The organism is Pedobacter gandavensis, from assembly GCF_032678465.1.
Lineage (GTDB): Bacteria > Bacteroidota > Bacteroidia > Sphingobacteriales > Sphingobacteriaceae > Pedobacter > Pedobacter gandavensis_B.
In genome coordinates this window covers 62,767-77,996 of sequence record NZ_JAVTSK010000004.1, presented here as the reverse complement: position 1 = coordinate 77,996, position 15,230 = coordinate 62,767, and the positions used below count along the sequence as shown (strand labels likewise).

13 protein-coding genes and 1 riboswitch are annotated in these 15,230 nt (G+C 40.2%); of the genes, 5 read left to right on the top strand and 8 right to left on the bottom strand.

Features of this window, described 5'->3' with window-relative positions; all coding sequences use genetic code 11:
• Window positions 1-11: 11 nt before the first annotated feature.
• The 7 genes from R2Q94_RS08920 to R2Q94_RS08890 form a co-directional block, all read right to left on the bottom strand.
• A complete protein-coding gene (locus R2Q94_RS08920; RefSeq protein ID WP_316821115.1) occupies window positions 12-1,418 on the bottom strand; it encodes a glycogen synthase in 1,407 nt (468 codons plus the stop codon).
• Between the two features lie 478 nt (window positions 1,419-1,896).
• Window positions 1,897-3,147: a sulfate adenylyltransferase subunit 1 gene (locus tag R2Q94_RS08915; protein WP_316821114.1), complete on the bottom strand. Its 1,251-nt coding sequence runs from the start codon at window positions 3,145-3,147 to the stop codon at window positions 1,897-1,899.
• Window positions 3,147-4,052 carry a sulfate adenylyltransferase subunit CysD gene (gene cysD, locus R2Q94_RS08910; RefSeq protein ID WP_316821113.1) on the bottom strand — a complete coding sequence of 302 codons (906 nt, stop codon included), beginning with the start codon at window positions 4,050-4,052 and terminating at the stop codon, window positions 3,147-3,149. The genes R2Q94_RS08915 and cysD overlap by 1 nt, the downstream gene beginning before the upstream one ends.
• An 11-nt stretch (window positions 4,053-4,063) precedes the next feature.
• Window positions 4,064-4,768, bottom strand: coding sequence for a phosphoadenylyl-sulfate reductase (locus tag R2Q94_RS08905; RefSeq protein WP_316821112.1), 705 nt, complete (start codon window positions 4,766-4,768; stop codon window positions 4,064-4,066).
• Window positions 4,769-4,770: 2 nt separating this feature from the next.
• The gene (locus R2Q94_RS08900; protein ID WP_316821111.1) at window positions 4,771-6,396 is read right to left on the bottom strand and encodes a TSUP family transporter; all 1,626 of its coding nucleotides are present in this window, start codon (window positions 6,394-6,396) and stop codon (window positions 4,771-4,773) included.
• Between the two features lie 5 nt (window positions 6,397-6,401).
• Window positions 6,402-7,190, bottom strand: coding sequence for a uroporphyrinogen-III C-methyltransferase (gene cobA, locus R2Q94_RS08895; RefSeq protein WP_316821110.1), 789 nt, complete (start codon window positions 7,188-7,190; stop codon window positions 6,402-6,404).
• On the bottom strand, window positions 7,190-9,277 hold the full coding sequence (locus R2Q94_RS08890; RefSeq protein WP_316821109.1) for a nitrite reductase: 2,088 nt from the start codon (window positions 9,275-9,277) through the stop codon (window positions 7,190-7,192). Before R2Q94_RS08890 ends, cobA begins: the two co-directional genes overlap by 1 nt.
• Window positions 9,278-9,784: 507 nt before the next feature.
• On the opposite strand from R2Q94_RS08890, the gene R2Q94_RS08885 reads away from it, so the two are divergent.
• Window positions 9,785-10,975: a metallophosphoesterase gene (locus R2Q94_RS08885; protein ID WP_316821108.1), complete on the top strand. Its 1,191-nt coding sequence runs from the start codon at window positions 9,785-9,787 to the stop codon at window positions 10,973-10,975.
• A 60-nt stretch (window positions 10,976-11,035) separates the two neighbouring features.
• Here R2Q94_RS08885 and R2Q94_RS08880 read toward each other — a convergent pair whose 3' ends face one another.
• Window positions 11,036-12,199, bottom strand: coding sequence for a cysteine desulfurase family protein (locus R2Q94_RS08880; RefSeq protein ID WP_316821107.1), 1,164 nt, complete (start codon window positions 12,197-12,199; stop codon window positions 11,036-11,038).
• Between the two features lie 100 nt (window positions 12,200-12,299).
• A riboswitch (SAM riboswitch) is annotated at window positions 12,300-12,402 on the bottom strand.
• Window positions 12,403-12,605: 203 nt separating this feature from the next.
• Here R2Q94_RS08880 and R2Q94_RS08875 point away from each other — a divergent pair.
• From R2Q94_RS08875 to R2Q94_RS08860, 4 genes are all read left to right on the top strand, one after another.
• Complete coding sequence (locus R2Q94_RS08875) at window positions 12,606-13,331, top strand: CDP-alcohol phosphatidyltransferase (RefSeq protein ID WP_316821106.1); 726 nt, start codon at window positions 12,606-12,608, stop codon at window positions 13,329-13,331.
• Entirely contained in the window at window positions 13,331-13,738 is a 408-nt protein-coding gene (locus tag R2Q94_RS08870; protein ID WP_316821105.1) for a GtrA family protein, read from the top strand. The genes R2Q94_RS08875 and R2Q94_RS08870 overlap by 1 nt, the downstream gene beginning before the upstream one ends.
• A 141-nt stretch (window positions 13,739-13,879) precedes the next feature.
• Window positions 13,880-14,749, top strand: coding sequence for a helix-turn-helix transcriptional regulator (locus tag R2Q94_RS08865; RefSeq protein ID WP_316821104.1), 870 nt, complete (start codon window positions 13,880-13,882; stop codon window positions 14,747-14,749).
• A 12-nt stretch (window positions 14,750-14,761) separates the two neighbouring features.
• Window positions 14,762-15,178: a DUF983 domain-containing protein gene (locus R2Q94_RS08860; RefSeq protein WP_316821103.1), complete on the top strand. Its 417-nt coding sequence runs from the start codon at window positions 14,762-14,764 to the stop codon at window positions 15,176-15,178.
• The last annotated feature ends 52 nt before the right edge of the window (window positions 15,179-15,230 follow it).

Genomic DNA, 15,230 nt, shown 5'->3' with positions numbered 1-15,230 from the left:
AAATATTCAGTTTATATGTGGTACAAATCAATATATTCTTGTGCCGCTCTGTCCCATGAGTGGTCTAATTGCATCATATACTTACGGATTTCTTTCAGTTGCGATTGATGCTGATACAATTCATATGCCCTGCCAATCGCATGCCCTACATCCCAAACACTGGTCTGATCGTGACAAATTCCAAAACCTCCATCTCCAATATCAACCACTGTATCTTTTAATCCTCCTATCCTACGGACGATCGGAACTGTACCATAACGTAAGGCATACATTTGATTCAGTCCGCATGGCTCCACCCTACTTGGCATCAGTAAGAAGTCTGCCCCAGCATAAATCTGGTGTGAAAGCTGTTCATTGTAACCAATATACACATTATAATTTCCGGGGAAAGCTTCCTTGAGCTGCAATAATCTTCCCTCTACCTGTGGATCACCAGATCCCAATACCAGTACATTAATTGCGCCATTACCTTTTGATAAGGCATTATAAAAGATTTCAGGCAGTAAATCTGCTCCTTTCTCTCCTACCAATCTGCCGATAAATGTAAATAATGGTTTTTCAGGATCCAGGTTAAAGACCCGGCATAAAGCTGCCTTGTTTGCCTTCTTTCCGTTTTCTACCGTACGCAAGGCATATTTTTTTTCTAGCATCGGATCGTTTTGCGGATCCCATACTTCATTGTCAATTCCATTTAAAATGCCCCTGGATTTTGAGCGTTCCTGTGCAAGAAGATCTTCCAGCCCATTCGCCCTGAAGCTAATTTCTTCCAAATAACTCGGGGATACTGTAGTCACCCGCCAGGCACATTTGATCGCCGCAGCAAGTGGATTTATTGCACCTTTCCAATCCAGTTGTCCGGATTTCCATAAATCAAATGCTGGCAGATAGTGAAGTTTATCCCAGCCGAACTGCCCCTGGTATTGCGCATTATGGATGGTCAAAATACTAGGGACATGACTTAACTTTTTGAACTGGTGTCCATAGGCCATCATAAAAGGCACTAATCCGGTATGGTGATCATGACAATGAATCACATCTGGCTTGTGTTCCCATTGCGCTATCCAATCCAATACTGCAATTTGATAAGCTAAGAAACGCTCGGTATCATCATCATATCCGTAAACATTGGGTCTATCCATTAAGCCTGGAATGTGTACCAGATACAAGTCAAAGCCCAGTTTATTCGTCAATTCCCTAAATATTCTAACCGGAAAATCATGAAAGCCCAACTTGCCCCAGCCATCATAAACCACCTCAAACTCATTTTCCAGCATGAATTTGGTCTGATACGCCGGCATTACCACTTTAGCAACATGACCAAGTTTATTCTGGTATTTTGGCAAAGCGCCAACAACGTCGCCTAAACCACCTACTTTAGCAATAGGGTAACATTCTGCACTTAGGTGGATAATCTCCATAATTCTCAAAGGGGTTAAAAAGTATCTCAAATTAGGTAATACAAGGTGAAAAGGCAATTATTCCTGTAAATAATTTTACTTAAAAAATTTTACTGTTCGAGCCTGAAATGTTTTGGGCTGAAGGGTGCAAAATTTTCTAGATTTCTCTGCAGCAAGATTTTTTTAACAATGCAAAATTAACGCAGGAAATATTTGGAGAGGGAAGATCTGAATGCAACTGAGTACTAAATCAACCGCCGTCTTTAGGGGGGGGGTTAATTGGAAAAGAGGTTTAATTTTTAAAAACTGGTCTTAATGCGAAAAAGTAATGAACAAAATACAATTTACGTATAGCCGATTGAAAGACTAGCTCATTCCTTGCAGGATGAATAAAAAAAGAAGCGTTCCAAGAAAAGGTCTAGATAATTTTGCGCCCTTCCGCGCAAAAGATTTCCACGTTTTATCAGTAATGCTTCTTTTTTTAGTTCATAAAATAAAACTAGTCGGCAACAGCTCTAAACATCAACGCTGCAACGGTTAAATTCGTTCTGCTATCGATTAGAATTGCCGCACCATTCGCTTTATTCTCCGTATAAAGATCAAAAGCCAATTCATCAGCGGTTTTAACTAATACCCTACCAATATCATTCAACCTGAACTCAGCCGTATTCTGCTTTTCTAAAGTATTAATATCTACTTTATAAATAATTTCAGTGATTTTCGCTTTGGTGACCTTACTATTGTGCTGCAACAAATAGGTGATCGTTTCGTCAAGAGGACGGCTATCCATCCAGCAAACATCTGCCTCAATCAGCTTTGCATTTTGCGGCAAATGATCGGAGTTTACCAACACATCACCCCTGCTGATATCAATGTTATCTTTCAGGTGTAAAGTAACCGATTGGCCGGCATGCACCTCTTCTGGTTGGAGGTCAAAAATTTCTATTCTATCTATCACCGAGCTACTTCCGGAGGGCAAGACTGTCACCTTATCATTAACTTTAAAAGAACCACTCAATACACGGCCTGCATAGCCCCTGTAATCATGAAGTTCATCAGTTTGAGGACGAACTACCCATTGTACCGGCATTCTGGCAAGATGGTAACTTTGCTGATCTTCTACATCTACTGTTTCCAGGAAGTGCAGTAAACTGCGTCCCTGATACCAAACCATATGCTGAGATTCGTGAACAATATTATCCCCTTTCAAGGCGCTCACAGGAATGAACGTTACCTCTTTCAGTTTCAACTCTTCGGCAAGCGTCTTGTATTTAGCAGTAATCGCCTGGAATACAGTTTCACTATAATCTACCATATCCATTTTGTTGATGGCCACTACCACATGCTCAATACCTAATAAAGAAACCAGATAGGAATGCCTGATGGTCTGCTCTACAACCCCATTTCTGGCATCAATTAAGATAATGGCAAGTTTGGCTGTAGAAGCACCGGTAACCATATTACGGGTATATTGAATATGACCAGGGGTATCGGCAATAATGAATTTTCGTTTATCCGTCTGGAAATATTTATAGGCCACGTCAATGGTAATTCCCTGTTCTCTTTCAGCTCTTAGTCCATCTGTTAAAATTGCCAGATCAATGGTTCCGTCATCGTTCTTACGATTGGATTGCTGTAAGGCTTCCAATTGATCGGCTAAAATAGAATCTGTATCGTAAAGCAGTCTTCCGATAAGTGTACTCTTTCCGTCGTCAACACTTCCTGCTGTAAAAAATTTCAATAAATTCATTAAAAATACCCTCCTTTTTTGCGGTCTTCCATTGCAGCTTCTGATACTTTATCGTCCATGCGGGCACCACGTTCACTAATTTTAGATGCACTGATTTCTCTGATGATGTCTTCTATTTCATCAGCTTCCGATTCTACAGCCGCGGTACAGCTCATGTCACCTACAGTACGGAAACGAACCATCTTATTTTCTACAATATCATCTGAATCCATGTTCAGAAATGGCGAAGCTGCCATTAGCTGACCATTTCTGGTGATCACATCTCTGCGATGGGCAAAATAAATGGAAGGAAGATCAATATTTTCTCTTTTCACATAGTTCCATACATCGAGCTCTGTCCAATTGCTGATCGGGAAAACGCGAACATTTTCTCCTTTATGGATTTTACCATTATAAATATTCCAAAGTTCCGGACGCTGACGCTTAGGATCCCATTGTCCGAATTCGTCTCTTACAGAGAAGATTCTTTCTTTGGCTCTTGCTTTCTCTTCATCACGACGAGCACCACCAATACAAGCATCGAAACCATGTTTGGCGATCGTGTCTAAAAGGGTAACGGTTTGCAAAGCATTTCTACTGGCATTTTTACCAGTTTGTTCTACTACTTTACCCTGATCGATCGATTCCTGCACATGGCCAACAATCAGTTTTTCTCCAAGACGTTTTACCATTTGATCACGATAGGTAATTGTTTCTTCGAAATTATGACCAGTATCAATATGTACCAGAGGGAAAGGAAACTTCCCGGGACGGAATGCTTTTTCAGCAAGACGTACCAACGTAATCGAGTCTTTTCCTCCGGAAAACAGCAATGCTGGCTTTTCAAATTGCCCCGCTACCTCACGTAAAATATGAATGGCTTCAGCTTCCAGTTCGTCTAAATAATCTAAATTATACTTACTCATTTTTTTATCTTTTACTTAGTGGCATGTAAACCACACTCTTTCTTTGATTGATCTTCCCACCACCAGCGTCCGGCTCTGAAATCCTCTCCTTCACGTACCGCTCTGGTACAAGGCGCGCATCCAATGCTCGGAAAACCTTTATCATGCAGGGTATTGTATACAATATTGTGTTCTTTAATATAAGCTTTCACTTCTTCCAGCGACCAGAAAAATATAGGATGAAATTTCAACAGGTTATTCTGCTCGTCCCATTCCAGATTTGTCATATCTGTTCTGTTTAATGATTGCTCCGAGCGAATCCCCGTTACCCAGCAATCCTTACCGGTAATCGCTCTTTTTAGCGGCTCTAACTTACGAATATGGCAACATTCTTTTCTATTTTCTACAGATTCGTAAAAGCTGTTTGGTCCTTTTGCATTTACCATTTCCTGCAATGCTTCTGCTTGTGGATAATAGGCCAGGATAGGTTTTTTATAATTTTCCAGGGTCCTGTTCCATACGTAATAAGTTTCCGGGAAGAGCCTTCCTGTCTCCAGGGTAAATACATCAATAGGAATGTCATTAGAAAAGATCATATGGGTAATGACCTGATCTTCCCAACCGAAACTGGTAGAGAACACAATTTTCCCCGGGTAATTGGCTGCAAAATACTGCAATGCTTCTACCGGGTTTTTATCTTTTATTTCTGCGGCTATTGCTGCTAAATTCTCTTTCATAACTAAAATTCATTAAGGATAAAGTTGATGATGCTACGTAAGCTAACCAATACCACCAACACGCCTACCGACACCATAATCGTTTTTACGGAGATCTTGTTAGAGACCCTTGCGGCAATTGGTGCTGCCAATGCACTTCCAATCACTAAACCTGCAACTGCCTCCCAATGAGCGCCATTTAACATGGTGATAAACGTCAGTGAACTCATCAAAGCGATGAAAAAACGAGTGATCTTTACTGTGCCCAGAGAAAATCTGGCGTTTCTTCCTCCGGCAATCAGGCTGGACAATACGATTGATCCCCAGCCTCCGCCGCCAACAGCATCAATAAAACCACCAAACAAACCTAAGAGACCGATTTTCTTGATTTTACCTTTCGGATCCTTCGTCTTACGATTGATTTTGTAGGCTTTAGAAAGAATCACTCCACCAAGAATCAGCGTATACAGGGAAATGACTGGTTTAGTATAATGATTATAATGCTCCAATGAAGACAAAAGGTATGCACCTACTACGGCACCCAGAATTCCAGGTAACAATAACATGCGGAATAATTTCCAGTTTACATTTCCAAATCGGTAATGCATCCATCCGGCAATGCCATTGCTCAGGATTTCAGACAAATGGACCCCCATACTTGCTGAGGCAGGAGGTACGCCCATCGCCAAAGAGAATGAAGTAGAAGTTACACCATAAGACATTCCAATCGCACCATCAATCATTGCGAAGACGAATCCACCAAGTAAAAACCAGTAAAAAAGCGGATCAAGTTGAGCCAGGTAAGTCTGGAACTCAGGTTCCTTATGCCAGAAGGCAGTAATGACCACCAGAAAAGAAAGCACAATTGATGTCCAGATCAACCATTTGAAGTTCTTTTTCACCTTGTCTTCATTCTTTTCTATAGCTACGTTATTTTCTGTAAGCACATTCAGTGCAGCCGATCCATTGATCCCGACATTTTCATTTGAAACTACACTTTCCGCTTTACTTAGCAAAATTTCGGAGTTTGATTTTCTATTTTCAATCTCTGTCTCCAGCAAAGCGGTCCTGTGATCAGCGACCAGAATTGAAGTTACTTCATTCAGTTTTTTCACTTTTGAGGCAAAATCACCGTTCAGGGTACTTCTTAAAGCCTCCATATTTCCTAAGGTATCATTTAACTCTTCCGGCAGACTATCATTCAACACTTCTTTTAAGCGTTTTGCGATGGTTGGCGACTTTCCATTGGTAGATATGGCAATTTTAAGAGCTCCTTTTTTTACGATGGAGCCCAGATAAAAATCACAGAGTTCTGGTTTATCGGCAAAGTTCACCAGTAAATTCCGCTGATCCGCTTCCAATCTGATTTGCTGGTTCAGCAGCGCATTATTTGTGGCGGCCAGGACCAGTTCAGCATGGTCCAGATCTCCGGTTATAAACGCTCTTTGAAGAATAATTACACCTTCATGAGCAGCTGCCATTTCCCTGAATTCCGGCAATACATCGATTGCAATCACCCTTACACGGGCATCAGGACTATTAGACAGGATCGCTGTTAATTTTTCTAATCCAACAGGGCCTGCACCAATCAGCACTGTCTGAATGGTATCCAATTTGATGAAGACAGGAAATAACGGGTTGCCTTCCATATCAATTATTGTTCTTCTTTAAGTGCATTGAAAAATTCTCTGATGGGCTGAAAAGAAGGATGTAAAGAAACTACCTCACCGAAAATTAATAAGGCTGGTGCTTCAATCCCCTTTTCTTCTACCGTCTCCACAATGGTATCCACAACACCAATTGCCAGTTTTTCATTTGCTGTAGAACCACTTTGAATGGCCGCAACTGGCAATTGTCCTTTTCCTTCATTTTGGAAAAGTTTTACAATCTCTTTGAGTTTGCCCAGTCCCATTAATACCACCACAGTAGCCTTAGACCTTGCTGCTTCATACAAATCATTGGAAATCTTGCCCGAAGCGGTTGTGCCTGTCACCACCCAAAAACTCTCACTTAAGCCTCGGTGTGTAACCGGTATTTGTTGTAATCCTGGTACTGATATGGAGCTGGACAAGCCCGGGATCACGCTGACCGGGATGCTATAGCCCGCAGCAAAATCCAATTCTTCATAACCTCTCCCAAAAACGAATGGATCTCCGCCTTTCAGACGTACCACATGACCATAATTTAGGGCGTAATCAATCATCAGTTTATTAACTGCATCCTGTGAGTAAGAATGTTCGCCAGAGCGTTTACCTACATACACTTTGATGGCTTCAGGATTGGCGTAATCTAATACGCCTTCATTCACTAAAGCATCATACAAAACCACATCTGCAGATTTCAAGGCATTTGCACCTCTCATCGTGATCAATTCAGGATCGCCAGGACCGGCGCCTACCAATGTAATTTTTGGCTCTTTGTTATCTATACTTTTAGTGCTCATTAGATTTTCTCCTCTCTTTTTGCATTAATCTGATTAAAAAAGTCTGTTACATCCGCCAAATAAGCAGCAGCAAATTCTGCTGTAGGCTCGTTTTTGTTGATCTGTAACACCAGTTCATTGAAAGTACTTTTCAGTTTAAACTCTCCGGTTTCCACATAATGGGTATCGAATTCACGAATCACACCGATCTGCGTGCTGCTGCTTACAGCTTTATCCAATAACAGTGCTTTTGCAGCGTTCACAAATACGGCATAAGTATGGTAAATGGCATCAGACCAGGCCGCTGCTTCGAAGGAAGCTTTCGCCCAATCCAGTTTCTCTTCTGCTTCTAAAAGTAAGGTGGCTACCAGATCAATCACCACACCCGCACATTCTCCAACACCAATTGCAGTATTGAAAATCTCTTCATGGCCCCAGTCTACATATTCTTCTTCTATTAGTGTAGTCAGATCGGCCAATGGTTTTAACAACTGATAAAAATAATCCTTCCCTTGTCTGTCGTAATAATGGTGGAAGCTCTCTTCCGTATGACTATTGGTACTGAAATCATTCAATAAGGTTCTTAATACACCCGTGGCACGCTTAGAAGGCGCTTTAATCACCCTTTCTGCTACTCTACCTTCGCCATCGCCAACGGTACCGCCACCTAACATCACCTGTACTGCTGGTACTACTTTTCCATTTGCTTTTACAGAACTTCCATGGAATCCAATATGAGCCAAACCATGCTGACCGCAAGAATTCATACATCCGCTGATTTTGATTTTGATGTCTTTATCGTAAATCAGTTCAGGGAATTCCTCGTAGATGACTTCTTCCAGGGCCACAGAAAGCGACATACTGTTTGAAATCCCGAGATTACAGGTATCTGTACCCGGGCAGGTCGTTACATCAGCAATGCTGTCGAATCCGGGGGTAGCAAAATCTAATGCCTTTAATTCGACATACAATGATGGTAAAGCGCCTTCTCTTACAAATTTCAATAGTAAACCCTGGTTTTGGGTAATGCGAATTTCATCCGCTACATATGGACTGATCCCTGCAACCAGTTTGCGGGCACGATCCGTTTTGATATCACCTACCGGCACCTTAACGTAGACCCCATAAAAACCGGCTTGTTTTTGCGCTACCACATTTGTAGCTCTCCAATGTTGATATTCTAATGTATTAACGACATCCAGTTCCGGATAATTCAGCAAAGCTGGAGGTTCTGGAGATACGACCGCATTTCGATCGATCTGGAAAGATTTTGATTTATTGGCGATTCTTTCTTCATCAATTAATCTCAACAATTCTTCCAGTCCTAATTTTTGCACCAAATATTTAAGACGCGCTTTATTTCTATTCGTACGTTCTCCATAACGATCAAACACCCTTAGCATAGATTCAGCATAAGGAATAATCTGATCTTCCGGTAGAAAATCATGAACCAAACTTGCCAGAAAAGGTTGCGCACCTAATCCACCACCCAACATCACTTTAAAACCACGTTCTCCCTTTTCATTAATTTTAGGAATAAAACCAAGATCATGGATATAGCTATAGGCCGTATCTTTTTCATCCGAAGAGAAAGAAAATTTAATCTTTCTACCCATTTCCTGACAAATTGGATTCCGCAAAAAATAAGTGAAAAATGCATGAGCATATGGAGAAACATCAAACAGTTCGTTTGGATTGATTCCTGAATCCGGAGAAGAAGTTACGTTTCTTACCGTATTTCCACAGGCTTCGCGGATGGTTACATCATCGCGTTCCAGCTCTTCCCACAATTGCGGGGTTCTGTCCAGGCTCACATAATGAATCTGGATGTCCTGTCTGGTCGTTAAGTGAAGATTTCCACTGCCGTACTCATCAGATACATCAGCGATACGCAACAATTGTTTAAAGGTTACTTTTCCAAAAGGCAATTTAATACGCACCATCTGTACGCCAGGCTGTCTTTGTCCGTAAACACCACGGGCAAGGCGCAGGCTCCTAAATTTCTCCTCATGAATTTTTCCTTCTCTGAAGGCGCTGATCTTTTTTTCCAGATCAATAATATCCTTTTCAACAACAGGATTTTCTAACTCTGTTCTAAAACTTTGCATAGTACGTTTGGTCTTATTTGAAAAAAGCTTCTTCTGTCGGGGAGACTGAAGAAGCTTTTAAATATTTTTTCTCTTTACAGCCGAAATCATTAACCGCACATACAGTGGCTTAGCATCAGATTTCCGGTGTAAATTGTTTGGTTCATAAAACAAATATATAAAGTATATAGGTTTAGTAGTATATAAAAAGGGAGACTATTTTATAACTAACTGTTTTTCAGTTCATTAATTTACTACCATTCCTATAGGAATTATTAAATACAACAACAAAAATACTGATTATCAGTAAATTAAAACTAGACACAAACTACCACTTTTTTGATTTACTAGAGCTACTATTCCTTTTCAGACTGTTTTCTTTTGAGCTGACAGCTTCCTTCAATTTTAGTTGCTACTCTTCAGTTCTCCCTGACCAGGGCCGACTTTAATCATCGGAAAAATGTCAAATTGACCCTGATCAAAACAAAATCAGTCCTGAAAACTTACATTTATAATTGTAAGCCTCATATGAAAAGAAAAATCAACCTTTTACCTTTTGCAATCATCACCAGTTTTATCTTCCTGATCAACTGGTATGTACTTTCAGGAATTGAAACTTTAACCAACAGCAGCTGGCTGAGTCCGGCGTTCTGGGGCTTCCTCATTTTTATTCTGGTCTTACTGGCTTATTCCATTCAGCGTATGCAGAAAAAAGGTATGGATATCTTTTTCAAAATTACTACCCATACCTTTTTAGTATTGATCACCAGCGAGCTCGTTTTTATCCTGGTATTGATGATTGGAGATGGTTATCGCTTAATTACCGGTGCTCCAAGAAGTGTTTATTGGGTAGAATTTGGCCTTGCACTATTTACAATCAGTATTCTGATTTTCCTATATGGCATTATTAAAGGTAAATATGCCTATCGCGTCATCAAACACACTTTATTCTTTGATGAACTGCCGGAACAATTTGAAGGCTTCCGCATTACTCAAATTTCCGATGTGCATGCAGGTAGTTTTAAGAATGTGAAAGCTGTCCAGAAAGGAATCGACCTGATCAAGGCTCAAAATTCAGATCTGTTTGTGTTTACTGGTGACCTGGTCAATAATAAGGCTGAAGAAATTGTACCATGGATGGGTCATTTCTCCCAGGTAAAAGCACCATATGGCCAGTTCTCCGTTCTTGGGAATCACGATTATGGGGATTATATCAAATGGGAGAACGAAGCCGCCAAACAAGCCAATCTGCAGACGCTAAAAAAATACCATGCAGACATGGGGTACCGGCTTCTATTGGATGAGCACGTCCGCATTGAGAAAAACGGACAGTACATCATCCTTGCAGGTGTAGAAAACTGGGGGATTGGATTTGGTGAGCGGGGTGACCTTAAAAAAGCATTACAGGATGTAAATCCGGAGGATTTTAAAGTCCTGCTTTCACACGATCCCACACATTGGGAATCACAAGTCAAGAAATGGCCTTCAAAAATACAATTGACCTTATCTGGCCATACCCATGGGATGCAATTTGGCATTGAAGCTTTTGGCATAAAGTGGAGTCCTGTAAAATACCGCTATGCCCATTGGGCTGGAGTGACCAGTGCAAATGGCAGATACCTGAATATTAACAGGGGATTCGGCTTTCTTGGTTTCTCAGGAAGAGTAGGAATCTGGCCTGAAATTACAGTAATTGAATTGAAGCAAACGAGGAGGTAAAGCTCCCCATTTGCTTCAGGACTAAATGCAATTCCAAACCACATCCTAGAAACAATTGCTTTAATAAGCATCCGAATAACTGGATACCCCTGCTTTTACGTAACATTTTGCCAGTTTAGCTACTGCATAATCGATTTCCTCTTCTGTATTGTAACGGCTGAATGAAAATCGGATGGTAGCTCTCCCATATGGTGTCCCCAAAGCACTGAGTACATGAGATCTCCCTGCAGAGCGACTATTACAGGCACTTCCACCTGATACTGAAATCTGATGTTGATCAAGGTAAGACAAGAGATCAATCCCATTCTGAGGATCAGGAACTGAAACACTCAGGACACTGTTTAAGCTACTTTCCGTATCTGCTGAATTCCCATTGAATCCAACATCAACCAGCTGCTCCCTGAGTTTAAAAATCATCCGTTCCTTTAATCGAACCAGGTGTTGCCGACAGACTAGCCGATTTCTATAACTGATCTCCAGTGCCTTTGCCAGGCCCACAATCCCAGTTACATTTTCTGTTCCTGCCCGCTGTTTCTGCTCCTGCGCTCCACCATTAATTATAGGATAAAGGACCTGTTTATGGTTTTTATATAGAAATCCCACCCCTTTTGGTCCATGAAACTTATGCGCAGATCCGACCAGAAAATCTGCATTCAGTTCCTGGGTATTGTAAAGGTATTGCCCTATAGACTGAACGGTATCCGAATGAAAAACAGCCTGGTATTTTTTACAAATAAGACCTATACTTTCCAGGTCATTCAGATTTCCAATCTCATTATTTCCATGCATTAAAGAAACAAACGCCTTTTCATTGCTACGCAATAGCTGTTCCAAATGAGTCAGAGAAAGATTCCCCAGAGCATCATGCTGAAGGTAAAGCAGTCGGATTTCTCCATTCCTCTCCAGGGCCTGCAAGGTATGCAGTACGGCATGGTGTTCAAATGGAGAGGTGATGGCCAGTTTAATTCCATTGCTCCGAATACCAGAAAGGATGGCTGTATTATCGGCCTCCGATCCCCCCGATGTAAACACGATATGATCCGGACTTGTATGGAGCAAATCTGCGACAATTCCCCTGGCCTGGGCAATGGCAACCCTGGCAGCCCGGCCATGATAATGGGAAGAAGATGGATTTCCAAAGTTTTCAAAGAAATATGGCTCCATTGCCAGGAATACTTCTCTGTTTAAAGGTGTTGTTGCAGCGTTGTCTAAATAAATTCTCATGTGAATTGGTTTAATAGATTAAAAAATAATCCACTTAATCAGTTTACGAGAATAAGGCATTGGACGAGTTTAAAGAAAATCAGCAAGTGATTTTCTGAACAACTTATCTCTTCCGCCAATGGCGGACAGGAATTAGCACCTTATTAATTTAACAGGTTGCTAAGACATCACAGGGCCTTTCCCTCAGTCTTTCTGGATAAGTAAATAAATGTATGAACTTTTACTGTGGACAAAGATATAATAAAATCTATTAAACTAGTAGTCTTTATTGAAATATTTATTCAAAATAGATGTTTGGTCATATAATTGCTAATTCTATTGAATAAATAACGGATTTTCCCATCAATTGAGGTTTCAATTCCATATTTTTGCAGCATATTCTAAAGAGTATAATTACACAATCTGAATGGAAGAAAATAAATTGAGAGAAGAGGCGCATCAACTGACTGGCGACAAGAGTACTTTAAAAAGAATATTCCAGGATAGAAAAAGAACCAATATTTTAAGCGGTATAGAGCAAAGCACTATTTCCTGGTTGGTAAAACGCATCCCTAATTTTATCAGCTCAGATATGCTGACATTTATAGGTACTGCTGGTTCAGTAATTGTACTGCTCGGTTTTATTTTAGGTAATTATATGGGTAGAGAATACCTGCTATTAGGTCCCTTGGGTTTAGCCATCAACTGGTTTGGTGACTCTCTGGATGGAAGAATGGCTTACTATAGAAATACACCACGTAAATGGTATGGCTTTTCATTAGACATCATTATGGACTGGGTCAGTACCGTTCTAATTGGATTAGGTTATCTGGTTTATGCCAGAAATGAATATGAACTGATCGCTTTTATATTTGTAGCATTATATGGCTGGGCGATGATTATCTCTCAGTTACGCTATAAAATCACAGACATTTACAGTATAGATGCTGGAATTGTAGGTCCTACTGAAATCCGGATCATTCTTGCATTGATCATTATCTTAGAAGTCGTGTTTGGCAATTTAATTGAATATTTTGCAACCGGAATCTGTGTGGTCCTATTCATCATCAATTTTATCGATACCAGAAAACTATTAAAATTAGGTGACATGAGGGATAATGCTGAACGTGAAGCAAAACTAAAGGCGCGTTAATGAGTTTTAAGAAATCTGTATTTGTTTTTGCGAAAGCCCAGGTTTCTGCATTCTCGGGTGGGATCATTGATTACCTGATCATGATCGCCTGTACAGAGTTCCTACACATTCATTATACCATTTCTATTGCTATTGGTGGCATCATTGGCGCCATTGTCAACTTTTCTATCAACCGTTACTGGACATTCAATGCCAATCAGGCCAATCAGCTTCCTGTAGGGAGTCAGCTGGTCAAATTCGTATGTGTTGTAGCTGGTAGTATATTTCTAAAATCTTCCGGAACCTATCTTTTAACGAATTTGCTTAGCCTGGACTATAAAATAACCCGGATTATGGTAGACATTCTGGTTTCCCTTTGTTTCAACTATACCCTGCAAAAGTACTGGGTCTTTAAAAAATCTGTTTGATTCAAAAACACCACGTCACCTGAGCATAGATAGCCGATTTGAGCAATATCAGCTTAACAAACAATTACTAATCAGTAAAAAGTACCATTTTATAAAGAATTAGTACCGCTTAAAAATCCGGTTTAAGCAGTATCTTTGTATATGAAGAATGACATTCCTGTTTATGACATCAGTACTTTTGAAGAATACAAAAATGCAGGTATCCTTGTCAGCAGATTTGGCCATTATTCAAAGCAATATTTACACTTACATTCTGCACATCGCCACTCCTTTTACCACATGGTATGTTTTACTAAAGGAAGCGGAAATCAAACGATAGATTTCAAGAATTATCCTGTACTGCCGGGAATGATTTATTTCATGACGCCTGGGCAAGTTCATAGCTGGGCTTTTGAATCTGAAGTTGAAGGATATATCATTAATTTTTCTGAAAACTACTTCAAGTCATTTTTATACAATCCCCTATACCTGGAGAACTTCAGTTTCTTTGATGAACATTCCGGTGATGCGGTACTGGTATTACCAGAGCCAACAATGGAAAAAGTTGTTTCTCTTTTTGAGGAGATTCTACATGAGGGAAAAGCGCCAGGGCCATTTGATGCTGATTTAGTGAGATTATTGATGCTAAACATATTTATTCAGGTCTCCAGGGGATTGAGTTTAAAGCAGCAAACTCAAACAAATTCCTACAATCAGACCTTACTTAAAAGCTTTAAAAGATTGATTGAAGCCAATTTCATAGAATTGAGGTTTCCCAAACAATATGCAGAACTATTATACATTACACCAAATCATTTAAATGCATTATGCAATGATCTATTGGGGATTTCTGCTGGGCAGCTCATCCGGGATCGGGTGATTTTAGAGGCCAAGCGTCTGCTGATCAATATGGAGCTTTCCATTGCAGAGATCTCCGGGAAGCTCGCTTTTAGCGATCCCTCCTATTTCATAAAATTCTTTAAAAAACAAGCGGGTTCAACCCCGGATAAATTTAGAAAACAAGACAATTAAAAAAACACAGATATGAGCAGCACGGACCAATTAAATCAGAAACCACATGTTTCCCAATGGTATGGTATTACCCATTCTAAATGCCCAAGATGCCGTACAGGGAATGTTTTTTCAGGCGCTACTTATGGACTTAAAGTACAGAAAATGAATGAATTTTGTCCGCATTGCGGTTTGAAATTTGAACGTGAGCCTGGATATTTCTATGTAGCAATGTTTGTGAGCTATGCAATGAATGTGGCTCAAATGATTGCCATGAGTGTAGCTGCCTATGTTTTAGGTCTTCCTTTAACTTATGAGAATCTATGGTACTATGTAGGTATTCTATTGGTTGGTGTATTTTTATGTTCCCCATTCAACTACAGATATTCCAGAATGATTCTTTTATATTGGTTATCTCCAGGATTACATTACGATCCATCAAAAGTTTAAACAGATGGGAAACACCATTTCTATAAGTAAATAAACCCTCATTATAAAGGCT